Genomic DNA, 26,858 nt, shown 5'->3' with positions numbered 1-26,858 from the left:
GTATAGATACGAGTCAGTTGAACCATGTGCCGTCCGTAATCCTGGATTATCTGGTTGGGTTTTCTAGGAGCCGACCGCCATCAGCGACAGGATGAAAAGCAGCAACAGGGCCAAGCCCTGAAGCAAAACGCGCATTTGCATCAGTTTGTTCTGTTTACGCGCATCCTTGCCGCGCGCCATGGAAACGATGCCCATGATCAGAACCCCGGCGACAGCTGCCATCGCAAGCAAAACACCAATCTGTAAAAAACCAGCCATTCCTGTTTCTTCCCTGTTTCTGCCTGCAGACTTATGCCGTTTTTGCGGCTGCGCAATGGTGGTAATGCACCACCGATGATCCCTAATTGCCAGCCGATTGACCTGTCAGGCGGCGACATGCTGCGCCAAACGGACGCAACAGGCAACCAGACGATGGTTAAATCCGCGATTTCATCGGCATCGAGGTGCGCGATTATTCGATGGTTTCGCTTTCCCCGAAGCTGCGACGGTCGATTTTGAACTTCTTGATACGCGAGGCCAGCGTGGTTGGTTTGATATCAAGAAGGGCGGCCGCACCATTGGCACCAAATACCTTGCCCTTCGTCACGGTCAGGGCATGGATGATGTTGTCATATTCGGTTTGGCGCAGTTCACCGCGGGTCAAAACGGTCTTTTCCGGTTTGCTGTCGGGTTCTGCATCGGGTGTTGGCAATTTGCGGCTGTCGCGCCCGCCATGTTCGGGCAGATCGAAATGCAGCTTGCCGTCATGGGCGAGGATGGCTGCACGTTCGATGACGTTTTCAAGCTCGCGCGCATTGCCCGGCCAGCCATAGTTTTGCAGGGTGCGGACCTGCCCCTTGGTCAGGGTTGGCTGGGCGATATTAAGACGCTGACAGATATTGCGCAGGAAGTGCGACGCCAGAGGCGGAATATCATCGGGCCGTTCGCGCAAGGGGCGGCATTCGATGGGAAAGACGTTGAGGCGGAAATAAAGGTCTTCGCGGAAGCGCCCCTGTCGGACTTCTTCCTTAAGGTCGCGGTTGGTGGCGGCGATCAGGCGGACATTGACCTCGCGGGTGCGTTCTTCGCCGATGCGTTCGAACTTTTGGTCCTGCAAAACGCGGAGCAGCTTGCCTTGAAGCTCCAGCGGGATTTCGCCGACTTCATCCAAAAACAGGGTGCCGCCATCGGCCAGTTCAAACCGCCCGACACGATCACGCACCGCCCCGGTGAAGGCACCGCGCACATGGCCAAAGAACTCGCTTTCAAACAATTCGTGCGGGATCGCCGCACAGTTCACGCGCACCAGAACACGGTCAGACCTTGCGCTTGCCTGATGGATGGCGCGCGCAATCAGTTCCTTGCCGGTACCAGATTCGCCCGTGATCAGGACGTTGGCATCGGTGGGGGCAACGAGATCGATCTGTTTAAGCGCGCCCTGAATGGCATCGGACTGGCCGATGATTTCATGGTGGTTGTTGGTCGAAAGGATTTCTTCCTGCAGATAGGCGTTTTCAAGTTCCAATCGTTCGCGCAGGCGATCAACTTCGGCCAAGGCGGCATGCAGCTTTTCCTCGGCGATTTTACGTTCGGTGATGTCACGGAACACAATCACCGCGCCGATCACCAGCCCATGGTCGCGGATCGGGGTGGAGGTATATTCGACACGGATCGGTTTGCCGTCGCTGCGCCAGAAGACCTCGTCATCAACGCGCCGAACGATGCCTTCGCGAAAGGCGTTGTAAATCGGGCATTGTTCGGCGTGATAGGGTTCACCATCGACGTGGGAATGGTGAATGATCGAATGGATTTCACGGCCCACCAGTGCTTGCGCCGTCCAGCCCAGCATGCGTTCGGCGGCCGGATTGACGAAGGTTGTCACGCCATCGCTGTTCACCCCGTAAATGCCTTCGCCCGCAGCCCCCAGGATCAGCTGGTTTTCACGTTCGATCTCGCGGAAGAAACGTTCGGCGCGGCGCCATTCGGCAATGCCTTCGCGCAAGTAATCATCGGCCTCGGAATCGACATCGCGGCGATGGCGGGCATCAAGGTCGGAGATTGTGACCGTCAGATATTCCTCGCCCTCAAGGATCAATGGGCGGGCTTCGTGTTCGAGTTTAAGTTCCGTGCCATCCGGGCGGGTCATATCAAGCCCGCGGGTCCAGGCAAATCCGTTGTAAAAGGCGGCCTCGCTAAAGACGACGAGGCTGGGTACCTGACCCTTGTGCAGTGCACTCACCGAGGTCGCCAGAAGCTCCTCTATGCTGCGGCCAAGCAGGTTGGCTGCCGCCTGATTGGCAAAGACAATCCGGTCGGATTTGGGATGAATCAGCAAAGTCGGGTGGGTATGCGCGAGCAATGCCTGCAAGTGCAGGTTTTCGATCATGACCGGTATCGGGTTGATTTCATTCATCCGCATCGCGCTGCTTCGCACTCCCACTACGAAATGTCGTAATAACAGTTACGACATTTCGTAAATTACGAATTTTCGTATTTCGTAAGCGTGGCACCCCGCAGGCCAAGAGTCCAGCATTTTCAACGAAAAATGACGCATTGCACAAAATGGCACGCCCGTTGCTGTAGTGGGGGTGAACATCTGGTGCTGCCTTTCTGGCAGCGTAACAACACAGGGGGTGATCACATGTCAGTTAAAAGTCTGGGAAATCCATTTAGCGGCGATACCGATCTGCGCCACAGCAAGGGGTGTGGCTGTGAGGTTTGTGCATCGTCAAAAGATGGGCATACACATGCATCACACAAAGACCATGACCATGGCCTGAAACACGATCTGGCCAGCATGCCGGCCCATAGTGATATGGAAGCCAAAACGCCGGAAACGAGCGAAGAGATCCTTGATCGTGCCATCGACAGCGCCATCGTGCGTTCCGTCTTTGGCCATAACGACATTTCGCGTCGTTCGTTTGCCAAAATGGTTGGCGGCAGCACCATGATGGCGGCACTCGCCTCGGCCCTGCCGATTGATAAGGTCAAGGCCGCGATCCTTGATGATCTGGGTACGCCGGAGAAATCCAAGCTTAATATCGGCTTTGTGCCGATTACCTGTGCCACGCCGATCATCATGGCGCAGCCGATGGGCTTTTATGAGAAATACGGCCTTGATGTTGATGTCATCAAAACGGCCGGTTGGGCAGTTGCCCGTGACAAGTCGCTGAACAATGAATATGACGCGTCGCACATGCTGACCCCGATGCCGCTGGCAATTTCGATGGGCGCGGGTTCGACCGCAACCCCGTTCCTGATGCCAGCTGTTGAAAACATCAACGGTCAGGCCATCGTTTTGCATAACGACCACCTGGACAAGCGCGATCCGAAAGACTGGAAAGGCTTCAAGTTCGGTGTGCCGTTTGAATATTCCATGCACAACTTCCTGCTGCGTTATTACGTGGCCGAGCATGGTCTGGACCCGGATAAAGACATCCAGATCCGTGTCGTTCCGCCGCCCGAGATGGTCGCAAACCTGCGTGCCGGTAACCTTGATGGCTATCTGTCGCCTGATCCGTTCAACCAGCGTGCCGTTTGGGAAAAGATCGGCTTCCTGCACACCCTGACCAAGGATATCTGGGAAGGCCACCCGTGCTGTGCGTTTGCGTGCTCCAAGGCATTCTCCGAAGAGCTTCCGAACACCTATGGCGCGCTTTTGAAGTCCATCGTTGATGCGACCCAGTACGCAGCCAAGCCGGAAAACCGCAAGGAAATCTCAGCCGCGATTGCGCCGGCCAACTATCTGAACCAGCCGGTTCCGGTGATTGAGCAGGTCCTGACCGGTCGTTACGCCGATGGTCTGGGCGAAGTTAAAAACGTACCTGATCGCATCGATTTCGATCCGTTCCCATGGCACTCGATGGGTGTCTGGATCCTGACCCAGATGAAACGCTGGGGCTATATCGAAGGCGATGTTGATTACAAGAAGATCGCCGAAGAAGTCTATGTCGCGACCGATTGCGCCAAGATCATGAAAGAGCTTGGCTATGAAGCGCCGACCGAGACGTACAAAAGCTATACCATCATGGGCAAGACGTTCGATCCCGATCAGCCTGAAGCCTATGTCAACAGCTTTGCCATCGGCAAAGGGGTAAGCTGATATGCTGGCATCGCTCAATGCCAGAGCTTTGGTGTTGTCACTCGTGCTTCTGGCGGTCTTCCTGGGTTTATGGGAGGCCGCCAGCCCAAAGCAGGAACTTGCTGGCGAACTTACAGAATATGAACTTCTGATGGGTGGGGCAGAGCCGAAAGCGGCTGTGCCACCCCCCTCAGACGTCATCGCCAAGGCATGGGAAGAGCTGAGCAATCCGTTCTACGATGCCGGTCCCAACGACAAGGGGATCGGTATCCAGATCGGCTATTCGCTTTATCGCGTTCTGAGCGGCTATTTCCTTGCGGCGGCGTTGGCCATTCCGGTCGGGTTCCTGATCGGGATGTCACCTCTGATGTACAAGGCACTTGATCCGTTTATTCAGGTGTTGCGACCGATTTCCCCGCTGGCATGGATGCCTTTGGCCCTGTTTGTCATTCAGGACAGTCAGGCCTCGGCGATCTTTGTCATCTTTATCTGTTCGATATGGCCGATGTTGATCAATACCGCCTTTGGTGTGGCGGGGGTCCGGAAGGACTGGGTCAATGTGGCACGTACCCATGAACTTGGCGCATTCAAGACGGCCTGGATCGTGATCCTGCCGGCTGCGGCACCGACCATCCTGACCGGCATGCGGATTTCGATCGGCATTGCATGGCTTGTGATTGTGGCCGCCGAGATGCTCGTGGGTGGGACCGGGATTGGCTACTACGTCTGGAACGAATGGAACAACCTTGATCTGACCAGCGTGGTTTTCTCGATCCTCATGATCGGTGTTGTCGGCATGTTGCTTGATACCGCCTTCGCCTATTGCGCACGTCTTGTGCAGTACCAGGAATAAGGAGACCTGATATGTCGACACCATTCCTGAGTTTGCAGAATCTGAGCAAGCGTTTTCAGGCACCCAAGGGCGGTGAAGCCCTGACGGTGTTTGAAAACGTCAATCTGGGGATCGAAAAGGGCGAGTTTGTTTGCATCATCGGTCATTCCGGCTGTGGTAAATCGACCATCCTCAATATCCTTGCCGGTCTTGATGAACCGACCGAAGGGGCGGTCATCATGAATGGCAAGGAAGTCTCGGGTCCCAGTCTTGATCGCGGGATCGTGTTCCAGAACTATTCCCTGCTGCCGTGGTTGTCCGCGCTTAAGAACGTCACCTTTGCCGTTCAGGCGCGCTACAAATCGTGGAGCAAGAAACAGGTTCACGATCATTCGATGAAGTATCTGGAAATGGTCGGGCTGGCTGGCGGGGCGGAGCTTCGCAAGCCATCGCAACTGTCGGGTGGCATGCGCCAGCGTGTATCCATCGCCCGGGCCTTTGCGATCCAGCCGGAATTGTTGCTTCTGGATGAGCCGTTCGGAGCCCTTGATGCCCTTACACGTGGCAGCATTCAGGACGAGTTGATCCGTATTTGGTCGGGGTCTGATCAGACGGTCTTCATGATTACCCATGATGTGGATGAAGCCATTTTGCTGGCTGATCGCATTTTGCTGATGACCAACGGGCCATATGCGCGCGTTGCCGAATCCGTTCAGGTCGATATCCCGCGTCCGCGTGAACGGGCCAACATCATCCACCATTCCGACTATTACGACATCCGAAACCATCTGGTCGAATTCCTTGCCACCCGTTCCAAGGAACTTGCGGGCAAACAGGAAGACGGCGTTTTGGCCGAGCCATCCGTTGTGCGCTTTGGCGCGCACGGGGTGATTACGGACCCGAAAGACAACCGCAAACCGGCCACCAGCCGGGCGGAATAACCAAACGCACGCTGATTACTTAGAAGGAGAAAAGCTGTGAAAAAAGCAGATGTCAAAGAAATGATCATCGAAGCCAAAAAGGCCAAAGGCCTTGGCTGGGAAGAAGTCGCAAGCAAGATCGGCATGTCGCCGGTTTGGACGACCTCTGTCTGTTTTGGCATGAATTCCGCGCCAAAGGACAAGGCCGACATGCTGGTGGCCCTGTTTGATCTGCCGGCCGAAGCATCGGCTGTCATGCAGGAATGCCCGATGAAAATCTGGGATCAGGCCGTTCCGACCGATCCGGCGATCTATCGCCTTTATGAAATCGTCAGTGTTTACGGCGAGACCATCAAGGAAATCATCCACGAGAAATTCGGCGATGGCATCATGAGCGCGATCGACTACGAAATGTATATCGAGCGCAAGGAAGACCCGAAGGGCGACCGTGTTGTCATTACCCTTGATGGTAAATTCCTGAAATACCGCGCCTGGTAAGATAACCACCCGGTACGAGCAGTCGCAGAAGACGAAACCGGCCTGTTTCACGCAGGCCGGTTTTGCTTTTTGGATAGTTCCAAAGCAGCCAGCACCGGACTGGAAACAATAAGTTGCCAGATTGCCGGTGGCGCATTTTGCGTGATCGTCTAAATGTTATGGTCAACAACACATTGACTTGGAAAGGGCTTTAACATGGCTGATCTGTCGAGCTTCGGCATTACCAAACGCTGGCCTGCGCAAAACCCGGATGTCATCCAGCTTTATTCCTTGCCGACCCCGAACGGGGTGAAGGTTTCGATCATGCTGGAAGAAACCGGTCTGGACTATGAACCGCACTTGATCAATATCGGTGAAGACGAAACCTGGACCCCGGAATTTCTGTCGCTGAACCCGAACGGAAAGATCCCGGCAATCATTGATCCGAACGGCCCGAATGGCGAGCCGATTGGTCTGTTTGAATCCGGTGCGATCATTCAGTATCTGGCGGAAAAAACCGGCAAGCTTTTGCCAGCCGATCCGGCCAAACGCATTGAAGCGATCCAGTGGGTCTACTTCCAGATGGGCGGACTTGGCCCGATCTTTGGTCAGCTGGGCTTCTTCCACAAGTTTGCCGGCAAGGAAATCGAGGATAAGCGTCCGCTTGATCGTTATCGTAATGAATCCAAACGGTTGCTGGGTGTTCTTGAAAGCCGCCTTGAAGGGCGTGACTGGATCATGGGCGATGAATATTCCATTGCCGACATCGCATCACTTGGCTGGGTGCGCAACCTGATCGGGTTTTATGACGCTGGTAGTCTTGTCGACTATCACGAATTTAAAAACGTTCCGGTCTGGCTTGAGCGCGGGCTTGATCGTCCGGCTGTTCAGCGTGGCCTGAATATTCCGGCGCGCGATTAATCGCGCCTGATTTTGACCGGATGGATACAAATGCTTTCCATCCGGTCAGGCTCGCCTTAATTAGTGGGGAACGCATTTTCCCACGAAGTTAAGAGACCGATCATGACGAGCCGCATCAAGGACGCTGCCCTTGCCCAACAGATCACTGACGAGACCCTTGCCTGGCGCGAGGTGATTTGTCCGGTGACGGCGAAATACGGAAACTATGTTGCCAAGCGTGACTTGCGCGACAAGACCATCGTCAGTTTCCAGCACGTTCTTGAAGACACCATTCCCACATTGTTGCCGTTTGTGAAGGCGGGTGCGAAGGTCAAGGTCGGGGCATGCAACCCCGATAGTACCGATGATGTTGCTGCTGCATATCTTGCTGCGAACGGGGTCGAGGTCCATGCCTTTTCGGGGATGACGCCAGAAGAATATGCCAAAAGCATCGATATCCTGTCGTCCGAGCCGGCCGATATCGTGGCCGATATGGGTGGTGAGCTGATCGAGGCGTTTGTCCAAAAAGGTCACAAGGTTGATGGTGCACTTGAGGCCACGACGACTGGCGTGCATCGCGTGGAAAAACTCGATTATTCCTTCCCGGTATTTAACTGGAACGACATTGCCATCAAGGATCGCCTGCATAACCGCCATCACGTGGCGCAGGAAATGTGGCCGGTCTTTTCCAATGTGACGGGGCTTGCGCTTTATGGGCGGACGGTGCTTGTGATCGGTTTTGGCCCGGTCGGGCGCGGTGTTGCCGAACGTGCGCGCAATCTGGGCGCGGTGGTATCGGTCGCGGAACGCGATCCGGTGCGTGCCCTTGAAGCGCAGCATCACGGTTGCCGGGTTGTCAGCCTTGAAGACGGCCTCAAGGAATGTGCGATCATTGTCACCGCCACCGGCCTTTCGGGCATTCTGGGCGAGAAACAGATCAAGCAGTGCCGTCGTGGTGCGATCCTGGTCAATGTCGGGCATTCCAATACCGAGATTGATGTCAAATGGCTTGATACCCAGACGCTTACGAAAATGCGCCGTCATATCGAACGGTTCGAGCTTGATAACAGCCGCGAAGTTTATCTGCTTAATCGCGGTAGTTTGCTCAACCTCGCGCCCGGAATGGGTGGATCGGGCAAGGATCTGTTTGATCCGTTCTCGGCCATTTTGATCCGCGGGATCGACTGGCTGGCATCGGGCGGGGCGGCATCGTTCAAGCCGGGCTTTTATGCCTATCCGGAAGATGTCGAACGCGAAATCGCCGAAGCGATCCTGCATTCCCATAGCTAAGCACCAGACCGATATAAGGGGTGCTCGAACAGGGGCACCCTTTGACTGGTTCGGGCGTTGCGGCGCAGTTGCCAGTGCAGCGTGCGGATCGGGGCGCTGTTCGCTTTATGCGGGCGCAAGTTACTGAAATTGAAAATCTTTTGCAGTGTTCCTGATACGATTTGATACATTTTTCAGGGGTTTCCGGGATAATTTCACGAAAATTATTTGTTTAAATCAAAGCGTCGAATGGCGCGTGTTGGTATTTTGAATTCACGGGCCTTCAATGGATTTTCAGGAACTGGTCCCATGAACAACATCACGCGCATATATTTTGGAACGTTGCTGGGTCTTTCCGCCCTTTGGTTGGCGGTTAATCCCGAACTTTTTGCCGATCATGACTTTGTCGGTTTTCGCAACCTGATGGTCCAGTATTCGGGCTTTCTTGCCTTTGGCATGATGAGCCTGATCCTGTTTTTGTCGATCCGTCCGGTGTGGCTGACACGCCGTTTGGGCGGGCTGGACAAGGCATACCGTCTGCATAAATGGCTTGGCATTACCGTGCTGGTGGTGGCGACCATTCACTGGGCGTGGCGGATGGCGCCGAAATGGGCGGTGGCGCTTGAACTTCTTGAACCGCGTCGGCGTGGACCACGGCCGGACGGGGCGGGCATGCACTGGGCGCAGTCACTGTTTCTTGAATATCGTGGATTGGCGGAAAGTGTCGGTGAGTGGGCGTTTTATATTACCGTTGCCCTGATCCTTATCGCGCTTATCAAGCGCATCCCGTATCGCTGGTTTGCCAAGACGCACACGGTTCTGGCGGTGATTTATCTGGCGCTTGTTTATCACAGCATCGTCTTGCTTGATTTCGCGAACTGGGCGACGCCGGTTGGCTGGGCGTTGGCGGTGATGTTGGTCGTGGGCACGGTATCGGCGATCATTGTTCTGTTCGGGCAAGTCGGTGCCGGGCGTCGATCCACGGGCGAGGTGGTTGAAGTCGATTATTTGCCGGAGATGCAATCGCTTCAGATCGCGATTAAATCCGGTGGTGGCTGGAAAGGTCATCTAGCCGGGCAGTTTGCCTTTGCGAGATTTGGCAATAGCAACGAGCCGCATCCCTTTACCATTGCGTCTGCATGGCATGACGGGGTTCCCGGGTTGACCATCATTGCCAAGAAGCTGGGCGATTATACCAGCACGCTTCAGGAAACCTTGAAGCCGGGCGACCCGGTGGTGCTGGAAGGCCCGTACGGGACCTTTACCCTTGATCGCGCGCAAAGCCAGCAGATCTGGATTTCCGGGGGCATTGGCCTGACGCCGTTCGTTGCCTGGCTTGAGGATCTGGTGGCCAATCCGGTCCCGCTTGAGATCGATTTTTATCAGGTGGCACCGCATTGCGATCCCAAGCTGATGGCGCGGATCAAGGATCTGGCGGAACGTGCCGGGGTGCGGTTGCATGAATGGCGCGATGCCCGCGATGGTTTCCTGACCGGGGAACGGCTGCGCAGTGATGTGGCGCATTGGCAAAAGGCCGGTGTGTGGTTCTGTGGGCCAAGCGGGTTTGGGCAGGCGATCAAGGACGATCTGGTCGCGGCTGGTCTTCCTAGCCGGGCGTTCCATCAGGAGCTGTTTGATTTCAGATAAGCCGTGAGCGGCAATAAAAAAGGCGGGCGGTTCGTGATTGAACCGCCCGCTTTTGTTTGCTCGTTATCCAAATCGGTTTGTGGCGACCTAGGACTTGTAACCGATCCTGAGGTTCCCCCACTGTTCGCCATTGACCATGATCGGAACGTCACATTCCTTCATGAAGACGACGCTATCGCCCATGTCGCGGAAATAGGTCTGCAGCAGATGGGGCTTGGTATTGCGCCCGGCCATCAGGCCGGCCCGGTCATCAAAGATGCGCCGGTTGCGGCAATTGCCCATGTTCCAAGCGGGTTCGCCCGGTCGCTGCGGTTGGCTATAGACCTTGTTATGGGTCGGCAGGAAGCCGTTGGTATCCACGCCCGCGGCAAAGACGATATGTTCGTCCTTATCGAGAATTGCTTCCTGAAGCGGGGTGAAGTTGCGGTCCGTGAACGGGATATAGGGCGTCATGAACTGCTTGGGATCGGAGTCCGGGATCGGTTCATAACGGGTGTTAAACAGGTCTTCGTGGGTGAATTCCTGATTGCGCAAACCGCTTTCAAGTACCTTGCCCAATTCGACGGCCAGTTCCTTGCCCAGACCAGCGATCTTTTGATCATGTTCGCTGGTTTTCTTGAGCAGTCCGAGGATGACCTGCGTTGCGGCCTCGTCAACTTCGGTGAACTGGATGTGCGTGCCAAGGGTGGAGTGTGCTTTGACAATCCCCTTAAGGCGCGTTCCGTCTTCCATGGTGATGTTGATCGCCTTGTTGCGATCTTCTTCGCTGGCCTCGATCCGGGCCAGGAGCCCTGCAATCGACATATCGGCCGTAACACCCGAGCGGACATCGCCATTGCCAAAGTCGACCTTGATATCAACGGCAATCGGCACGCGTTCTTCGTGGCGGCGGTTCGTGCTGTCTGCGCTGCGCAGAACCATGCGGAACCGGGTTTCCATCTCGTTGATGTCGTTGCGGATGTTCGAGGACAGGATACGCAGGTTTTCAGCCGTCTGGCTGGCATTGTGCGATTTCTGGCTGGCCAGTTCGATGTCGCTCGAGATGCCCTGCATGTGGGTCGAGACTTCCTGCGCACTGGTCGAGATTTCGGCAATTGCTGCAGTTTGCTGTTCGACCGATGCCGAGATGTCGCTTGAAAGCTGACTGACTTCGTCAATCGCCCCACCGATGCCCTCAATGGCGGTGACGGCCTCGGACGTTGCGCCCTGGATCGCGGTGATCTGGGCGTTGATGTCGAGGATGGCCTTTTCGGTCTGGGTCGCGAGGTTCTTGACCTCGTTCGCGACGACGGCAAATCCCTTGCCGGCATCGCCAGCACGTGCGGCCTCAATCGTGGCGTTAAGGGCCAGCATCTTGGTCTGATCGGAAATGCGTTTGACGATATCGACAACCTTGCCGATTTCGGTCGCGGTTTCCGACAGGCTGCCCATCGTTGCCGATGTTTCCTGTGCGCGGGTTACGGCCTGACCGGCGATGTCGTTGGTTTTGTGAATGCGTTCGGCGATTTCGTGACTGGATGCCTGCAATTCCTCGGTCGCAGAGGCCACGGTGGCGACATTGTTGCTGGCAATGTCGGTGGTGGCGGTGATGCGTTCGACCAGTTGCGAAAGTTCGCTGGCGTCGCTTTCCATGGCTTGGGCGACATCATTGGTGCGCCCGGCCTGAAAACCGACTTCGGAAATGATGTTGTCGGTTTCACGTTCGATGATTTCCGACATCGACTGGATTTCAGAAGCCGACTTGTCTTTGCCAAGTGCGTTCTGGCGGGCCGTGATCAGGCTGCTCATATCTGCCATCAAAAGGCAGCGCGCGGCATCGGCGACAGCAGCACCACCCTTGGCACGCGATGCCAGCGTCGCGCAGTTTGCCGAAACCTTGTGATAGGCCAGGACAAGCTGATCGGTGGCCAGTCCGGTCACGGCATTGGCCAGAAGATGATTGTTGAGCAGGTCATTAAGCGCTGCGGCGCTGCTTGCATTGGCCATTGCCGAAAAGCGTGCGGTGAGACCGGCAACGTGGCTTTTCGGATCGCTTGGCGCGGCACTGTTTTGTCCGGAGCCCAGCAGTTCCGAAACCAGATTTTCTGCAAGCTGTTCGCCGTGCTGCGCAAAAAGGCCTTTGGCATCTTCAATTCGCGCGTAGATTGTATTTTCCGGCATTGCAGAAGTGTGATTCATTTATATTTCACTCCCTTGTTCCATGCATGCGGTTTTGCCCGCTTATTCACAGATTTTCGCTAATCTATGTGTGCTTTCGGAGAGTGTAGCACCTTAGGTAAGTCTAGAAGATATCATACTTTAGGTTGATATAAAAAAAGGGCCCGCCAGTGGTGGCGGGCCGAGTTTGCCCTCGTTGTTCACAGGGGCCACGGTTCGAATGTGAATTTAATCAGTATTTCAGAATGTTATCAGATTCACCGGGTCAGAATGCCGCGCGTAACGACCTGTGCCTGAATTTCAGCCGCACCTTCGAAAATGTTCAAAATTCGGGCATCACAAAGCACGCGGCTGATCTGATATTCGAGCGCATAACCGTTGCCGCCGTGAATTTGCAGGGCGTTATCGGCGTTCGACCAGGCGACGCGCGCGCCCAGAAGTTTGGCCATGCCGGCCTCGATATCGCAGCGAATATCCTGATCTTTTTCAAAGGCCGAGAAGTAGGTCAGCTGGCGCGCGATCATGGTTTCAACAACCATCCATGCAACTTTTCCGTACACCCGCGGGAAGGCATAAAGCGGCTTGGAAAACTGGATACGGTCCTTGGCGTAGCGCATGCCGATTTCAAGCGCGTTCTGGGCAACGCCAACAGCACGGGCCGCGGTTTGAATGCGGGCCGACTCGAATGTCGCCATCAGCTGTTTGAAACCCTGACCTTCCTCACCGCCCAGAAGGTTTTCGGTCGGGACCTTAAAGCCATCAAAGGACAGCTCGTATTCCTTCATGCCGCGATAACCAAGCACCTCGATCTCGCCACCGGACATGCCATCGGCCGGGAACGGATTATCATCCGTGCCGCGTGGCTTTTCCGCCAAAAGCATCGACAGACCGCGATAACCGGACTCGTCCGGGTTGGTGCGGGTCAGAAGCGTCATCAGATCCGAGCGCGACGCATGGGTGATCCAGGTCTTGTTGCCGGTGACTTTATAGCTATCGCCATCCTTGACCGCGCGGGTGCGCAAATGCGCCAGATCCGATCCATTGTTGGGTTCAGTAAAGACAGCCGTCGGCAGGATTTCACCCGAGGCCAGCTTGGGCAGGTAATGTTCCTTTTGCGCGTCGGTGCCGCCAAGGCGGATCAGTTCAGCAGCAATTTCCGAACGGGTGCCGAGTGAGCCAACCCCGATATAGCCGCGCGACAGTTCCTCGGTCACGACGCACATCGAGGTTTTGCCCATGCCAAGGCCGCCGAATTCTTCGGGGATGGTCAGACCGAAAACGCCGAGTTCGGACATTTCATTGACGATTTCAATCGGGATCAACTCGTCGCGTTCATGCCAGCCATGGGCATGCGGGGAGACCTTTTCCTCGACAAAGCGGCGGAACTGATCGCGCACCATATCAAGGGTTTCGTCTTCAAGGCCGGTTTCACCGAAGCGACCGGTATCAAGACTGTCTTCGATTTCAGCCGCAATCGCACGGCGGGCGGCATCGGAATTGCCACTGCGCGCCAGTGTTGCGACCGACGGGTTGGCGGCAAGGGACGAAATGATGTCTTCGGCCACGCCAAGGGTCGAAAGACGGATGATCTCGCCTTGTGACATGGGGATGCCACCGATGATCTGGGCCAGATATTCGCCAAAGGCCGATTGCAGGATCAGCTGTTCGAGATTGCCAAACTTGCCCTGGTCCTTAAGCCGGGTTGCCCATGCCTTCATTTGCCCCAAGGCCGTGACATAAGTGGTGAACCAGGCAAAGCCATGTGCGGCAAACTGGTTGTCATCAAAGGCATCGGCATTGACCCGGCCATCAACCGTCACCGCACTGCGCAGCGCATATTCGGCGGCATCATAAACGGGGCTGAGCGCTGCAAGCGCGTCATCGCACAAACGTTCGAGGTCAGGCAAAAGGGCGTTATCAGTCATTGTTCGGGTCCTCGGATCGGGTCGTCTTTGTGCAATCCTGTGGGGCGATTGCGCGATCGGTTATGGGTGCATCAAGGCTCGGAAGGGTGGTGGCACCCCGGCGCAAATCGGGCGAGAATGCGCGCAGGGTGCCAACAATCAGTCGAAGGCCGGGTGTTGGACGACTTGGGAGAATCCAGCACCCAAGTGGGATTATCCTTCGACTGCTTCTTCAAGCGTGCGCATGCCCGGGCGTTTGGCCTGAACCAGAACGGCCATGTTGCCGGGTTTGTGTTCGTTGCGCATCATCTTCATGTGGGCGCGCGGAATATCTTCCCACGCGAAGACTTCGGACATGCTCGGATCAATCCGGCGTTCAACCATCAGGGTGTTGGCCTGCGATGCCTGTTTGAGGTTGGCAAAGTGGCTGCCCTGAATACGTTTCTGACGCATCCAGACGAAGCGGGCATCGAAGGTCAGGTTAAAGCCGGTGGTACCGGCACAGAACACGACCATGCCGCCGCGCTTCACAACGTTGCATGATACCGGGAAGGTCTGTTCGCCCGGATGTTCAAAGACGATATCAACGTCGTTGCCCTTGCCGGTGATGTCCCAGATCGCCTTGCCGAATTTGCGGACTTCTTTCATGTAGTCGCCAAATTCGGGCCCGTTGACCGTGGGCAGCTGGCCCCAGCAATTGAAGTCCTTGCGGTTGATCACGGCCTTGGCCCCGAGACCGAGGACAAAGTCGCGCTTTGTTTCATCGGATATGACACCAATCGCGTTGGCCCCCGCCGTGGTGATCAGCTGGATCGCCATCGAGCCAAGGCCACCAGACGCACCCCAGACCAGAACATTATGCCCCGGACGCAGGATGTGCGGACGATGGCCAAACAGCATGCGATAAGCGGTGGCGAGGGTCAGCGTGTAGCACGCGCTTTCTTCCCAGGTCAGATGTTTGGGGCGCGGCATCAATTGCTGTGCCTGAACACAGGTGAACTGTGCAAAGGACCCGTCGGGGGTTTCATAGCCCCAGATGCGCTGGGTCGGGGACAGCATCGGATCGCCGCCGTTACATTCTTCGTCGTCGCCGTCATCCTGGTTGCAGTGGATGACCACTTCGTCACCGACTTTCCAACGGGTGACCTTGGAGCCCACGGCCCAGACGATGCCCGATGCATCCGATCCGGCAATGTGGAACGGGCAGTCATGGACATTAAAGACCGAGATCGGTTTGCCGAGCGATGCCCAGACACCGTTATAGTTCACACCAGCCGCCATCACGAGCACGAGGACTTCGTGGCTGTCGGGTTGGGTTACCGGCAGGACTTCGCACTGCATGGCGGTATCGGGTTCGCCGTGGCGTTCTTCGCGAATCGCCCATGCGTACATGTTCTTCGGCACATGGCCGAGCGGCGGGATTTCGCCGATTTCATAAAGATCTTTTTCTTCCTGACCGCCACGGAAAGGCAGCACTTCAGCAGACGTATTCATGGCCTTCACTCCTTGTTCGGGGTCGATCCGGGTTGCAGGGTAATGAAATTACCTATGCTGCGCTGCGGTCGACGAATCCTCCAAGCCACGGAATTTGTTCTATTTCCCCGGGCATCTCCCGGTTTTCTGCGGGTTTCTCGCAGATAAAACCGGGGCGACATTTGTTTTCGCTTTTATCGCGTTGCACAAATTGTTATATAATTACTTGGACATTGTCTAGTGGATAATTTAATAACGTTTCCACGTAATTATCGTAAAGAAACTCGGTAATAAAAATACAAGAGGTCGCGATGTCGATGGAAAACAAGCGCAATGCAGCAAAGCCGGAACGCGATCGCCCGTGGCTGATCCGCACCTATGCCGGGCATAGTTCGGCACAGGCATCAAATGCGCTGTATCGCCAGAACCTGGCAAAAGGTCAGACCGGACTTTCGGTGGCCTTCGATCTGCCAACCCAGACCGGATATGATTCCGATCATGTTCTGGCGCGCGGTGAAGTCGGCAAGGTCGGCGTGCCGGTGGCGCATCTGGGTGACATGATGACGTTGTTTGACGGCATCCCGCTTGATCAGATGAACACATCGATGACGATCAACGCGCCGGCAGCGTGGCTTTTGTCACTTTATATTGCGGTGGCCGAAAAGCAGGGTACGGCACGCGCCAGCCTGCAGGGCACGACCCAGAACGACATCATCAAGGAATACCTGTCGCGCGGGACATATATCTTTCCGCCCGCACCGAGCCTGAAGCTGATTACCGATGTGGCGGCCTTTACCTATCGCGAGCTTCCGAAATGGAACCCGATGAATGTGTGCTCGTACCATTTGCAGGAAGCCGGGGCGACAGCGGAGCAGGAGCTGGCCTATGCGCTGGCGACCGCGATTGCGGTGCTTGACGCGGTGCGCGATTCGGGGCAGGTGCCCGAAGAAGACTTTGCCAAGGTGGTCGGGCGTATCTCGTTTTTTGTGAATGCCGGGATTCGCTTTGTTACCGAGATCTGCAAGATGCGCGCATTCTGCGAATTGTGGGATGAAATCACCCGCGATCGATATGGCATTGAAGATGCCAAATATCGCCGGTTCCGCTATGGGGTTCAGGTCAACTCACTGGGTCTGACCGAACAGCAGCCCGAAAACAACGTCTATCGCATCCTGATCGAGATGCTGGCGGTGGTTCTTTCAAAGAATGCACGGGCGCGTGCGGTACAATTGCCGGCCTGGAACGAGGCGCTTGGCCTGCCGCGACCGTGGGATCAGCAATGGTCGCTCCGCCTGCAGCAGATCATGGCCTACGAGACCGATCTTCTGGAATATGAAGACCTGTTTGATGGCAATCCGGCGATTGAACGCAAAGTGGGGGCGCTTAAGGAAGGAGCGCGGGCAGAGCTTGCCAAGATCGATGCCATGGGCGGTGCGATTGCGGCCGTTGATCGCGGCTATATGAAACAGGAACTGGTGCGATCCAACGCGCTTCGACTGGCTGATATCGAAAGCGGGCTGACCAAGGTGATTGGCGTGAATGCCTTTACCGAGACGGAGCCATCCCCGCTGACATCGGGTGAAAAATCGATCCTGACGGTTGATGACATGGCCGAGCAGGAGCAGATCGAAAAGCTGAAAGCCTGGCGTTCGGATCGTGATCACGCCGCAGTTGATGCCACCCTGAGCGAGCTGAAATCAGCCGCTAGCGAAGGGCGCAACATCATGGAAAGTTCCATCGCATGTGCCCATGCCGGGGTGACCACCGGTGAATGGTCCGAGACGCTTCGCGACGTGTTTGGCGAATATCGTGCACCGACCGGGATCACATCCATGATTGTGACCGGGGATGAGGAAAACCTTCTGGATCTGCGCAATCGCGTGAATGAGGTGTCCGACAAACTTGGCGAACGCATGAAGATGCTGGTCGGCAAGCCGGGGCTGGATGGCCATTCCAACGGGGCTGAACAGATCGCAGTCAAGGCGGGCGAGGCCGGGATCGAGGTCCTTTACGAAGGTATCCGCTGGACGCCAGAGGAACTGGTGCGTAACGCGATTGAAGATGGCGCACATGTGATCGGGCTTTCGATCCTGTCGGGCTCGCACGTGCCGTTGGTGCGCGAAGTGGTCAATGGCCTGCGGGCGCAAGGGGCCGGTCATATTCCGGTGGTTGTCGGCGGGATTATCCCCGAGGCCGATATGCTGGTTCTGCGTCAGATGGGCGTTTCGGCTGTCTATACGCCCAAGGACTATCAGCTGGTCAAGGTGATCTCGGAGATTGTTGATCTGGTTGATCGCAAATCATCGGACAAGGCCGCAGCACCATCAAATGCCAGCGGGGAAACGCAGGGCGACACCGCGCTGTACTAAGCGCCCCGCCAAGCAGAGCCGCGTAACAAAAAAACCGGTCGGACCCATTATCGGGTGCGACCGGTTTTCTTATGGATATGCCAGATCGATCAGGACTTGGCAGAAACCTTTTCGGTTTCGGTGCCGTGGCGTTCATTGACCCAGCTTTCGAAGGTCGAGGCCGGCAGTGGCTTGGAGAACAGGAAGCCTTGAATGAAGTCACAGCCCTTTTCCTGCAGATAGACAAGCTGTTCGACTTCTTCCACGCCCTCGGCCACCACTTCGAGGTTGAGGCTGTGGCCAAGGCCGATCACCGCATCAACGATGGCCTTGTCATCGACATCGACATGGATGTCGTTCACGAACGAACGGTCGATCTTGATCGAGGTCACCGGGAAACGTTTGAGATAGTTCAGCGATGAATAACCCGTACCGAAATCGTCAATCGCGATCAGAACGCCAAGTTCCTTGAGTTCTTTCAGCGTCGAGACAGCCTTTTCGGGGTTGTTCATCAGAATGGATTCGGTGATTTCAAGTTCCAGCGTGCCTTCGGGCAGGGCGGTTTCCTTGACGATCTTGGTGACACTGTCGACCAGTTCTGCATCCTGGAACTGTGCCGGGGACAGGTTGACAGCGATCCGAAGTCCGGCCAGCGATGAGTTGCGCCATGCGCTGGTCTGACGGCAAGCCTTTTCAAGAACCCAAGCGCCCAGACGGTTGATCAGGCCGCATTCCTCGGCGACCGAGATAAACTCGCCCGGCAGGATCAGGCCACGTTCCGGATGATGCCAGCGCACCAGTGCCTCGGCACCAACGACCTTTTCGGTGCGGCAGTCGATTTTCGGCTGATAGTAAAGTTCGAGCTGATCCTGTTCGAGCGCGTTGCGCAGATCTTCCTCGATGGTTTTGCGTTCCTTGACCCGTTCATGCATGGACGGCAGGAAGAAGCGGTAATTGTTGCGGCCTTCGGCCTTGGCGGCATACATCGCCATATCGGCGTTCTTGACCAGCTGTTCGGGGTTTTCGCCGTCCTCGGGGAACAGCGTGATGCCGACACTGGCGGTCGAATGCAGGCGGATGCCACGGCAATCAAACGGCTGGGACAGCTCGTCAATGATGCGCTGGGCAAGGGCGATGGTGTCTTCGATGTTCTGGACATCGGTCTGAATGATCGCGAATTCGTCGCCGCCCAAACGGGCCGCGGTATCCGAATCGCGGATGATGCGCGACAGACGTTGGCCCATTTCCTGAATCATCAAGTCGCCGACATCATGCCCGAAGTGGTCGTTGATGTCCTTGAAGCGATCCAGGTCGACAAACAGAACCGTGACACCGCGCTGGAAGCGGCGGGCCGACAGAAGTGCCTGACGCAGACGGTCAAGGAACAGGGTCCGGTTCGGCAGGCTGGTCAGAACGTCATGGACGGCCAGATGGCGCATGCGTGCTTCGGTCTGTTTACGTTCGGTAATGTCGGTATAAGTTGCAACATAACCACCACCCGGCATCGGGTTGTGATCAACCTGAATGACACGGCCATTCGGGCGGGTGCGTTCCATGCGATAGGGTTCGCGACGGCGTGCAATTGCAACACGGTCGGAAATCAGGGCCTGAATGCTGACATCGCCATATTCGCCGCGCTCCCCATTGTAGCGCAGGATATCGGAAAGAGGCGTGCCTTCCTTGACCAGATCGCGCGGCAGGTTCAGCAATTCGATATAACGTTCGTTCCAGACCATGAGGTTGAGGTCCTGATCGAACAGACAGATGCCCTGACCGATATTGTGCAGGGTGGCTTCAAGCAGGGCCTGCTTACGCTGGGCTTCTTCCTGTGCCTGCCCCTGAAGGGCGACCATTTCGTTATATTCGCGAATAAGAAGGCCGAGTTCGTCCGAGCTGTTCCATTCCACCGGACGGCGCAGACGGCCGTGCTTGGTCATTCGGATGGAATGCAGCAGACGATTGAGCGGTTCCTTGATCGAGCGTTTGTTCGCGATCAGAAGGCTTGCGGCCACAACCGAAATCAGAAGGCCGAACAGGATCATGTCGATCGCAATGCGGCGGAACAGCAAATCCTGCACGCGGTCATCGGTAAAGTAGATGACCAGTTCGCCAACGTCGTGGCGGACATTGTTGCGTTCGAAATAGACACGGCGCGACAGGCGCAGCGTGTCGGTCAGTTCGGACTGGGAAACACCGGTATGGGCAAATTCGGTTCCGTCGGCACCAAGGGCCTGCACCGCAACGATGTCGCGATCACGCGCCATCGCGTTCAGTGCAGATTCGATGTTGTCGACGTCGAGATACCAGAACGGGGTCGCCAGAACGCGGGCGTTAATATCGGCGGTCTGTTCGACTTTGCCATTCAGGTCGTCGCGCAGCACCTTGTAGCTGACATAGCCAAAGACAATGAACAGGGCGAGCGAGAACAGCGAGACAAGCGGCAATGCGATAAACAGCAGCCGACTGCTCAAGGACTTGCGTTGTAAAAACCCGTATGATCCGCGCGACAAGCGTTCTCTCCCTAGCGCCCAACTTTAAGCTGGTCGAATATACAATACTCGACCTTTGTATGGGTGCCAACTCCCCTGAATTAGTCTCAAGTCAAACCGTAACTTGATGAAAACGCAAGCTCGATTTCATTACATAAGTAATAACTGACCGAGGCCAGCAAACCTATCTATTTTGTAGCGAAGTCATTCAGCTTCAAGCAGTTTTACGGGGATCTACGAAAAATTCGTTAGCGCGGGACGGCTTCGCGGGCCAGTTCGTCGCATCTTTCGTTTTCGGGATGGCCTGCATGACCCTTGACCCAGTGCCATTCAACCTGATGCGGTTCAAGGGCTTTTAGCAAGCGTTGCCAAAGCTCTACGTTCTTGACGGGCTTCTTGTCAGCGGTTTTCCAGCCACGTTTCTGCCAGCCGAAAATCCATTTGGTGATGCCGTCGCGGACATAGCTGCTGTCGGTGTAAATATCGATCACACATGGGCGTTTCAGGGCTTCGAGCGCGCTGATGGCGGCCATCATTTCCATGCGGTTGTTGGTGGTTTCCGGATCGCCACCCGACATTTCCTTTTCCACGCCCTTAAAGCGCAAAATTGCCCCCCAGCCACCGGGGCCGGGATTGCCGCTGCACGCGCCGTCTGTATAAATCTCGACGCGGTTATCGCCGCCATTGCCTGAAGTCATATCGTCGTGTCCCTGGCCGGTGGCCTTAATCAAGCCCATAGGCCGCTGCGTTTTCCACACGTTGGTGGAAGCGCAATTTGTTGATGTATTCGCGCGGATTTTTCGGCGTGACCAGTGCGTCTTTCGGCGTGTTGACCCAGTCATACAGACGGGTCAGCAGGAAGCGCAGGCTGGCACCGCGGGCAAGAATGGGAAGGGCTTCTTTTTCGGCATCGGATAGCGGGCGCACCTTGCTGTAATGCGACAGAAGGTTCTTGGCCTTGGTGACGTTGAAGCTGTTGTCAGGTTCAAAGCACCAGGCATTCATGCAAATCGCGACGTCATAGCAAAGCAGGTCATTACACGCGAAATAGAAGTCGATCAGGCCTGATACCTCTTCCTTGCCGGGGAAGAAGAAAACGTTGTCGGGGAACAGATCGGCGTGAATGACGCCCTTGGGCAGTTCGTGTGGCCAGTTTGCTTCGAGGTAATCGAGTTCCTCTGCGATCATTTCGCCAAGGCCCGGAAGCTCGTCATTGGCGTGTTCCTGACAGCTTTCAAACAGTGACCGCCAACCCGCGACACTGAGCGCATTGGGCAGATGCATTTCGAAATCAAGACCGGCACTGTGCAGTTCGGCCAGTGCCGCGCCAAGACCTGCGCAATGATGGGGCTGGATGCGACGTGGCGACATGCCCTGCAGGAAGGATGTAATGGCAGCGGGGCGATCACACAGCGTGCGCAGTGCCAGGCCATCCTTGCCATGGATCGGGGTTGGGCAGTTCAGCCCCTTGGCCGAGAGGTGATCCATCAGGCCAAGATAGAACGGCAGATCATCCGGATTTACGCGCTTTTCATAGAGCGTCAGGATAAAGGGGGCTGTCGTTGTCTGAAGCAGGAAGTTGGTGTTTTCGACACCTTCGGCGATGCCCTTGAACGAAACCACGTCACCGATATCGTATTCGGCAACAAAACGAGAGATATCTTCGTCTGAAACGTCGGTATAGACGGCCATGGGTTCTATCGTCGTCCTGATCTGTAGGTAAGCGTATCTGCTGAATTAGCTGGCAAGCTGACGCGGCAGTTTGAAGGTGACGTTCTCGTCGGTGAGTGTGATGGTTTCGACCGTCACGTCATACCGTTCGCGGCAGGCATCAATGACTTCCTCGACCAGAACTTCCGGGGCGGATGCGCCTGCGGTGATGCCAAGGCTTTTGATGCCTTCAAGCTTTGACCAGTCGATATCTTTTGCGCGTTCGACCAGAACCGAACGCATGCAGCCTTCGCGCTTGGCGACTTCGACCAGACGGTTGGAGTTCGAGGAATTCGGCGCACCAAGGACCAGAATGGCGTCAGACTTTTCAGCGATCAGTTTGACCGCATGCTGCCGGTTGGTCGTGGCGTAGCAGATGTCTTCCTTTTTCGGGACGGAGATCGACGGGAAGCGTTTCTGCAGGATTTCGATGATCTTGGCCGTGTCATCAAGCGACAGGGTGGTCTGGGTGACAAAGGCCAGATTTTCAGGATCGGAAACTTCGATGGTTGCGGCGTCTTCTTCGGTTTCGACAAGCGTCATGCTGCCGACGGGCAACTGGCCCATGGTGCCAATGACTTCCGGGTGGCCGGCATGGCCGATCAGAAGGATATGCTTGCCATCAGCGTGATGACGTTCGGCGCCGCGATGGACCTTGGAGACCAGCGGGCAGGTGGCATCAAGATATTCAAGCTTGCGGGTTTCGGCGGCCTCGGGCACGGATTTTGGCACACCATGGGCCGAAAAGATGACCGGCACGCCATCGGGAACGGCATCAAGTTCATCGACAAAAACCGCACCCATATCGCGCAGGCGATCAACCACAAATTTGTTATGCACGATTTCGTGACGGACATAGACCGGCGCACCATATTTTTCGAGCGCCTTTTCGACGATTTCGATGGCGCGATCGACCCCGGCGCAAAAACCGCGCGGGTTGGCGAGAACGATCTGAAGGCTGGCTTTGTCAGACATGATACAGGTCCGGCTTTCCCAAACGCGTCCGGACTGTCCCGATTGGCAGTCCCGGCGCTTTATTCAAACATTGACGTTACATAACCTGCCTGATCATGCGGTGCAATGACTCTGCGGCAAATGGCGGCTGCGTCTTGCCCGGTTTTTTGATGCTTTCTAATGCCGGTCGGCCTTCAAGCGGGTTGTGCCGCGAACCGTGAAAGAATAGACTGCGCGCGGGCTGTTCCGGTCGGACACAGACCCGAAAACATTTGGTTTGATAGAGGCTTGGATGACGATCGGTAACGGACTTCGGCGCGTTTATGCATTGGGTATGGTCTCGCTTGGCGGATTGCTAAGTGCGTGCGGCGGCGGCAACCCGTTCGAAGAACAGCCGGTTCCGATCTGCCCGTCGGCCTATCTGCCAAAGGATACGGCAAAGCTTGTGCAGTTCAGTGGCGGTGGGCGTGACCTTACCGATGTGATCGTCGAGGCGGAATTTACCGGCTATGTCGGGGATTGTGGTTATGACCTTGATGACGGCGAACTGGACGTCATCATCAGCCCGATCATCACCGCCGAGCTTGGCCCGGCAGCACAAAACCGCAATGTGAAGTTCGAATATTTCGTGGCGCTGCGTGACCCGGAAGGCAACTTCATCCAGAAGTCGGTGTTCGATGTTAATATGGCTTTTGCCGACAATCTGAACATGGCGCGGATCCGCGACGAACAGGTCACTTTGTCCGTGCCGCTGGCTGATGTCTGGACCGGTCCGGATTATGAAATCTATCTTGGTTTCCAGCTGAGTGCCGAGCAGCTTGAATATAATCGCCGGTTCGGAACCGACTGATTTTATTGCTGTTTGTCGGCCTTTGCGGTGCTGATCCGGCCTTGCCCCGAAAATAGGGGCTGGTCGGTTTGCGCGGAAACCCGTATAAACAAAAACATACCCAAATGATCCACGTGGGAGAGGCCGCAGTCCTTAGGGATGGGCGGACGCCGAAGGAGCAACCACCCCGGAAACTCTCAGGCAAAAGGACCGCGTGGAGATGGGACTCTGGAAAGCAGGTGCTGGGTCATTCTGATCAAAGTGCACCTCGCCGAAGATGTAAGCAGACAGGTTCGACCATTGGCTGTGATTCTTTCAGGCTCCGAGACAGAGGGGGAATGTGGTTGGCCAGTGGTCGGCTATGTTTCGCAACGATTGTCCCGGAGAAGGAAGAGTGGATCAACAGACCGAACTGCTTAAAACTGCCCTTTATGACCTGCATGTGGAACTCGGTGCCAAAATGGTGCCGTTCGCTGGCTATGACATGCCGGTTCAGTACCCGCTGGGGGTTAAGGGCGAGCATCTTCACACGCGTGCCAAGGCTGGCCTGTTTGACGTGTCGCACATGGGGCAGGTTCGCCTGACCGGTGAAAACCGCGTGGCAGAGCTTGAAAAGCTTGTGCCTGGTGACATCGCCATCCTCAAACCCGGCCGCACGCGGTATTCCGCCTTTACCCAGGATGATGGCACGATCCTTGACGATCTTATGATCACCAATGCCGGCGACAGCCTGTTTCTGGTGATCAATGCGGCGTGTAAGGATGATGATATCGTCCATATGCGCGCCAATCTTGGCGATGGTGTTTCCCTTGAAGAAATCGATGATCGTGCGCTTCTGGCGTTGCAGGGGCCGGATGCGGCCAAGGTGCTGGCGCGCTTTGCACCCGCCGTTGCCGATCTGAAATTCATGAGCTTTGCCGAGATCGAGATTGCCGGCAGCCCGTGCTTTGTCACCCGGTCGGGTTATACCGGTGAAGACGGCTATGAGATTTCGGTGCCCAATGCGGATGCCGAGGCACTTGCGCGCAAATTGCTGGCCGAGGAAGAAGTCGAGGCGATTGGCCTTGGCGCACGTGATTCGCTGCGCCTCGAAGCTGGCCTTTGCCTGTATGGCAATGATATCGACACCACCACGACCCCGGTTGAAGGTGATCTGAACTGGATCATCAACAAGCGCCGCCGCGAAGAAGGCGGGTTCAAGGGATCTGATGTGATCCTTGATCAGCTGGCAAATGGCGCGGATCGCAAACGTGTTGGCATCAAGCCCGAAGGCAAGGCGCCAGCGCGCGAGCATACCCAAATCCTGAATACTGACGGTGAAGAAATCGGCGAGATCACGTCGGGCGGTTTTGGCCCGACCGTCGATGGTCCGATCGCGATGGGGTATGTTGCAATCGAGTTTTCCAAACCGGGAACCAAGGTCGACCTGATGGTCCGTGGCAAGGCGCGCCCGGCCGAGGTGGTCGAGCTTCCCTTTGCACCGCATCGTTATTTCCGCGGTTAAGTACCAGAATTTTTCAGAGAGAGCGGCATCGCCGCATTGGCATTGAATTGATCAAGAGGGACAAAGGAAAATGACTAAGAAATTTTCGCAGGAACACGAATGGATCGAGCTTGAAGACGGTGTGGCAACTGTCGGCATCACCGATTACGCGCAGCAGTCGCTGGGCGATATCGTTTATGTCGAGCTGCCGGAAGTTGGCAAAAAGCTGACCAAGGATGGCGACGCGGCCGTTGTTGAATCGGTCAAGGCGGCAAGTGATGTCTATGCCCCGCTTGATGGCGAAATCGTTGAAATCAACGAAGAGCTTGATGCCAATCCCGGTCTGGTCAACGAAGCCCCGGAAGCAGAAGGCTGGTTCTTTAAAATGACGCTGAGCGATGAGTCCCAGCTTGATGAGCTGATGGATGAAGCCGCTTACAAAGAATTCGTCGAAGGCCTTTAAGCATGCGCTATCTCCCACTGACACGCGCTGATCGTGCTGCGATGCTCGATACCATCGGGGCATCATCTGTTGATGAACTTTACGGTGACGTTCCGGAAGGTGCGTTGCTTGATGCACCTGTTGATTTGCCGTCCCACCTTGGCGAAATGCAGGTCGAACGCGATATGCTGGCCCTTGCGGGGAAAAACATGGGTGCCTCAAGCGTGCCCAGCTTCCTTGGCGCGGGTGCCTATCGCCACCATGTTCCGGCGACGGTTGATTACGTGATCCAGCGCGGTGAGTTCCTGACCGCCTATACCCCGTATCAGCCAGAAATCGCACAGGGGACGCTTCAGTACCTGTTTGAATTCCAGACCCAGGTTGCCTCAATCACCGGGATGGATGTTGCCAATGCCTCGATGTGGGATGGTGCAACATCCTGTGCCGAGGCCGTTCTGATGGCATGCCGTGCAACCCGTCGCAAAAAGGCGGTCCTGTCGGGTGGTCTGCACCCGCATTACCGCGAAGTGACCGAGACATATTGCCAGTACAGCGATACCGAAGTTGCCGGGCGTGACGGGCATCCGGAACATCAGGCAACTGCCGAGGAACTCAACGATCTGATTGATGACCAGACCGCTTGTGTGGTTGTGCAATATCCCGACGTGTTTGGCCGCATTCAGGATCACACCCAGTTGGCTGATCTTTGCCATGCCAAGGGTGCGCTTCTGGTGGTGGTCTTTACCGAGGCGGTGGCCTTTGGTGCGGTGAAATCGCCGGGAAGCTTTGGCGCAGACATCGTTTGCGGCGAAGGCCAGTCGATCGGCAATGCGCTGAATTACGGCGGGCCGTATGTCGGGCTGTTTGCCACCACGACCCACAGCTTCAGCTGCAGGCCCCTCGGGACGCTCCCCTACCTCGGCCTCCCTCACCACACTCGGGAGAAGATGTTCAACGGCGTCGC

General features: G+C 56.0%; 21 protein-coding genes and 2 riboswitches. Of the genes, 12 read left to right on the top strand and 9 right to left on the bottom strand.

What is annotated here, in order from left to right:
• Positions 1-63: 63 nt before the first annotated feature.
• On the bottom strand, positions 64-258 hold the full coding sequence (locus CMO10_RS15590; protein WP_008889168.1) for a twin transmembrane helix small protein: 195 nt from the start codon (positions 256-258) through the stop codon (positions 64-66).
• 193 nt (positions 259-451) lie between these two features.
• Positions 452-2,392, bottom strand: a complete 1,941-nt coding sequence (locus CMO10_RS15585; RefSeq protein WP_297024035.1) for a sigma 54-interacting transcriptional regulator — start codon at positions 2,390-2,392, stop codon at positions 452-454.
• Positions 2,393-2,620: 228 nt separating this feature from the next.
• On the opposite strand from CMO10_RS15585, the gene CMO10_RS15580 reads away from it, so the two are divergent.
• The 7 genes from CMO10_RS15580 to CMO10_RS15550 all read left to right on the top strand — a co-directional run bounded on the left by CMO10_RS15580 (position 2,621) and on the right by CMO10_RS15550 (position 10,105).
• Positions 2,621-4,081 carry a CmpA/NrtA family ABC transporter substrate-binding protein gene (locus tag CMO10_RS15580; RefSeq protein ID WP_297024033.1) on the top strand — a complete coding sequence of 487 codons (1,461 nt, stop codon included), beginning with the start codon at positions 2,621-2,623 and terminating at the stop codon, positions 4,079-4,081.
• Position 4,082: 1 nt separating this feature from the next.
• Positions 4,083-4,913, top strand: a complete 831-nt coding sequence (ntrB, locus tag CMO10_RS15575) for a nitrate ABC transporter permease (protein WP_044827649.1) — start codon at positions 4,083-4,085, stop codon at positions 4,911-4,913.
• Positions 4,914-4,924: 11 nt separating this feature from the next.
• Entirely contained in the window at positions 4,925-5,833 is a 909-nt protein-coding gene (locus CMO10_RS15570; protein WP_297024030.1) for an ABC transporter ATP-binding protein, read from the top strand.
• A gap of 36 nt (positions 5,834-5,869) precedes the next feature.
• Entirely contained in the window at positions 5,870-6,310 is a 441-nt protein-coding gene (cynS, locus tag CMO10_RS15565; protein WP_297024028.1) for a cyanase, read from the top strand.
• 195 nt (positions 6,311-6,505) lie between these two features.
• Entirely contained in the window at positions 6,506-7,210 is a 705-nt protein-coding gene (locus tag CMO10_RS15560) for a glutathione S-transferase N-terminal domain-containing protein (RefSeq protein ID WP_297024027.1), read from the top strand.
• 102 nt (positions 7,211-7,312) lie between these two features.
• Entirely contained in the window at positions 7,313-8,479 is a 1,167-nt protein-coding gene (locus tag CMO10_RS15555; protein WP_297024025.1) for an adenosylhomocysteinase, read from the top strand.
• Positions 8,480-8,767: 288 nt separating this feature from the next.
• Positions 8,768-10,105: a ferredoxin reductase family protein gene (locus CMO10_RS15550; RefSeq protein WP_297024023.1), complete on the top strand. Its 1,338-nt coding sequence runs from the start codon at positions 8,768-8,770 to the stop codon at positions 10,103-10,105.
• Between the two features lie 87 nt (positions 10,106-10,192).
• On the opposite strand, the gene CMO10_RS15545 is transcribed toward CMO10_RS15550, so the two are convergent.
• The 3 genes from CMO10_RS15545 to ccrA form a co-directional block, all read right to left on the bottom strand.
• Entirely contained in the window at positions 10,193-12,283 is a 2,091-nt protein-coding gene (locus CMO10_RS15545) for a methyl-accepting chemotaxis protein (protein ID WP_297024022.1), read from the bottom strand.
• Between the two features lie 236 nt (positions 12,284-12,519).
• Positions 12,520-14,187, bottom strand: coding sequence for an acyl-CoA dehydrogenase family protein (locus CMO10_RS15540; RefSeq protein ID WP_297024020.1), 1,668 nt, complete (start codon positions 14,185-14,187; stop codon positions 12,520-12,522).
• 192 nt (positions 14,188-14,379) lie between these two features.
• Entirely contained in the window at positions 14,380-15,660 is a 1,281-nt protein-coding gene (gene ccrA, locus CMO10_RS15535) for a crotonyl-CoA carboxylase/reductase (protein WP_044828175.1), read from the bottom strand.
• 290 nt (positions 15,661-15,950) lie between these two features.
• On the opposite strand from ccrA, the gene CMO10_RS15530 reads away from it, so the two are divergent.
• On the top strand, positions 15,951-18,008 hold the full coding sequence (locus tag CMO10_RS15530; RefSeq protein ID WP_297024018.1) for a protein meaA: 2,058 nt from the start codon (positions 15,951-15,953) through the stop codon (positions 18,006-18,008).
• 89 nt (positions 18,009-18,097) lie between these two features.
• Here CMO10_RS15530 and CMO10_RS15525 read toward each other — a convergent pair whose 3' ends face one another.
• The 4 genes from CMO10_RS15525 to ispH form a co-directional block, all read right to left on the bottom strand.
• On the bottom strand, positions 18,098-20,458 hold the full coding sequence (locus tag CMO10_RS15525) for a putative bifunctional diguanylate cyclase/phosphodiesterase (protein ID WP_297024016.1): 2,361 nt from the start codon (positions 20,456-20,458) through the stop codon (positions 18,098-18,100).
• Positions 20,459-20,724: 266 nt separating this feature from the next.
• Positions 20,725-21,174, bottom strand: coding sequence for a ribonuclease HI (gene rnhA, locus CMO10_RS15520; protein ID WP_044828176.1), 450 nt, complete (start codon positions 21,172-21,174; stop codon positions 20,725-20,727).
• Positions 21,175-21,199: 25 nt separating this feature from the next.
• Positions 21,200-22,168, bottom strand: coding sequence for a homoserine kinase (locus CMO10_RS15515; RefSeq protein ID WP_297024014.1), 969 nt, complete (start codon positions 22,166-22,168; stop codon positions 21,200-21,202).
• 45 nt (positions 22,169-22,213) lie between these two features.
• Positions 22,214-23,161, bottom strand: a complete 948-nt coding sequence (ispH, locus tag CMO10_RS15510; RefSeq protein ID WP_044827659.1) for a 4-hydroxy-3-methylbut-2-enyl diphosphate reductase — start codon at positions 23,159-23,161, stop codon at positions 22,214-22,216.
• A gap of 271 nt (positions 23,162-23,432) precedes the next feature.
• Here ispH and CMO10_RS15505 point away from each other — a divergent pair, with 271 nt between their 5' ends.
• The 4 genes from CMO10_RS15505 to gcvPA all read left to right on the top strand — a co-directional run.
• Complete coding sequence (locus CMO10_RS15505) at positions 23,433-23,990, top strand: hypothetical protein (protein WP_297024011.1); 558 nt, start codon at positions 23,433-23,435, stop codon at positions 23,988-23,990.
• A gap of 104 nt (positions 23,991-24,094) precedes the next feature.
• A riboswitch (glycine riboswitch) is annotated at positions 24,095-24,192 on the top strand.
• A 3-nt stretch (positions 24,193-24,195) separates the two neighbouring features.
• Positions 24,196-24,302, top strand: a riboswitch (glycine riboswitch).
• Positions 24,303-24,363: 61 nt separating this feature from the next.
• Positions 24,364-25,473 (top strand): glycine cleavage system aminomethyltransferase GcvT, encoded by a 1,110-nt coding sequence (gcvT, locus tag CMO10_RS15500; RefSeq protein ID WP_472910363.1) that lies wholly within the window; start codon positions 24,364-24,366, stop codon positions 25,471-25,473.
• A 70-nt stretch (positions 25,474-25,543) separates the two neighbouring features.
• Positions 25,544-25,915 carry a glycine cleavage system protein GcvH gene (gene gcvH, locus CMO10_RS15495; protein WP_044827662.1) on the top strand — a complete coding sequence of 124 codons (372 nt, stop codon included), beginning with the start codon at positions 25,544-25,546 and terminating at the stop codon, positions 25,913-25,915.
• A 2-nt stretch (positions 25,916-25,917) separates the two neighbouring features.
• Positions 25,918-26,858 (top strand): aminomethyl-transferring glycine dehydrogenase subunit GcvPA (gcvPA, locus tag CMO10_RS15490; protein WP_297024005.1); only part of this gene is annotated, 941 nt, incomplete at its 3' end.

Source organism: Thalassospira sp., from assembly GCF_002709775.1.
Classification (GTDB): domain Bacteria; phylum Pseudomonadota; class Alphaproteobacteria; order Rhodospirillales; family Thalassospiraceae; genus Thalassospira.
The sequence above is the reverse complement of the archived record's forward strand: the minus strand, read 5'-3'. Positions and strand labels throughout refer to the sequence as shown.

Excerpts from the sequence above, each read along its gene's own strand:
- CMO10_RS15555 (WP_297024025.1), top strand. The coding sequence starts at position 7,313 with ATGACGAGCCGCATCAAGGACGCTGCCCTTGCCCAACAGATCACTGAC.
- CMO10_RS15590 (WP_008889168.1), bottom strand. The coding sequence starts at position 258 with ATGGCTGGTTTTTTACAGATTGGTGTTTTGCTTGCGATGGCAGCTGTC.
- CMO10_RS15550 (WP_297024023.1), top strand. The coding sequence starts at position 8,768 with ATGAACAACATCACGCGCATATATTTTGGAACGTTGCTGGGTCTTTCC.
- CMO10_RS15540 (WP_297024020.1), bottom strand. The coding sequence starts at position 14,187 with ATGACTGATAACGCCCTTTTGCCTGACCTCGAACGTTTGTGCGATGAC.
- rnhA (WP_044828176.1), bottom strand. The coding sequence starts at position 21,174 with ATGACTTCAGGCAATGGCGGCGATAACCGCGTCGAGATTTATACAGAC.
- ntrB (WP_044827649.1), top strand. The coding sequence starts at position 4,083 with ATGCTGGCATCGCTCAATGCCAGAGCTTTGGTGTTGTCACTCGTGCTT.
- CMO10_RS15585 (WP_297024035.1), bottom strand. The coding sequence starts at position 2,392 with ATGAATGAAATCAACCCGATACCGGTCATGATCGAAAACCTGCACTTG.
- ispH (WP_044827659.1), bottom strand. The coding sequence starts at position 23,161 with ATGTCTGACAAAGCCAGCCTTCAGATCGTTCTCGCCAACCCGCGCGGT.
- CMO10_RS15505 (WP_297024011.1), top strand. The coding sequence starts at position 23,433 with ATGACGATCGGTAACGGACTTCGGCGCGTTTATGCATTGGGTATGGTC.
- CMO10_RS15530 (WP_297024018.1), top strand. The coding sequence starts at position 15,951 with ATGTCGATGGAAAACAAGCGCAATGCAGCAAAGCCGGAACGCGATCGC.
- gcvH (WP_044827662.1), top strand. The coding sequence starts at position 25,544 with ATGACTAAGAAATTTTCGCAGGAACACGAATGGATCGAGCTTGAAGAC.
- CMO10_RS15515 (WP_297024014.1), bottom strand. The coding sequence starts at position 22,168 with ATGGCCGTCTATACCGACGTTTCAGACGAAGATATCTCTCGTTTTGTT.
- CMO10_RS15545 (WP_297024022.1), bottom strand. The coding sequence starts at position 12,283 with ATGAATCACACTTCTGCAATGCCGGAAAATACAATCTACGCGCGAATT.
- ccrA (WP_044828175.1), bottom strand. The coding sequence starts at position 15,660 with ATGAATACGTCTGCTGAAGTGCTGCCTTTCCGTGGCGGTCAGGAAGAA.
- CMO10_RS15560 (WP_297024027.1), top strand. The coding sequence starts at position 6,506 with ATGGCTGATCTGTCGAGCTTCGGCATTACCAAACGCTGGCCTGCGCAA.
- CMO10_RS15570 (WP_297024030.1), top strand. The coding sequence starts at position 4,925 with ATGTCGACACCATTCCTGAGTTTGCAGAATCTGAGCAAGCGTTTTCAG.
- CMO10_RS15580 (WP_297024033.1), top strand. The coding sequence starts at position 2,621 with ATGTCAGTTAAAAGTCTGGGAAATCCATTTAGCGGCGATACCGATCTG.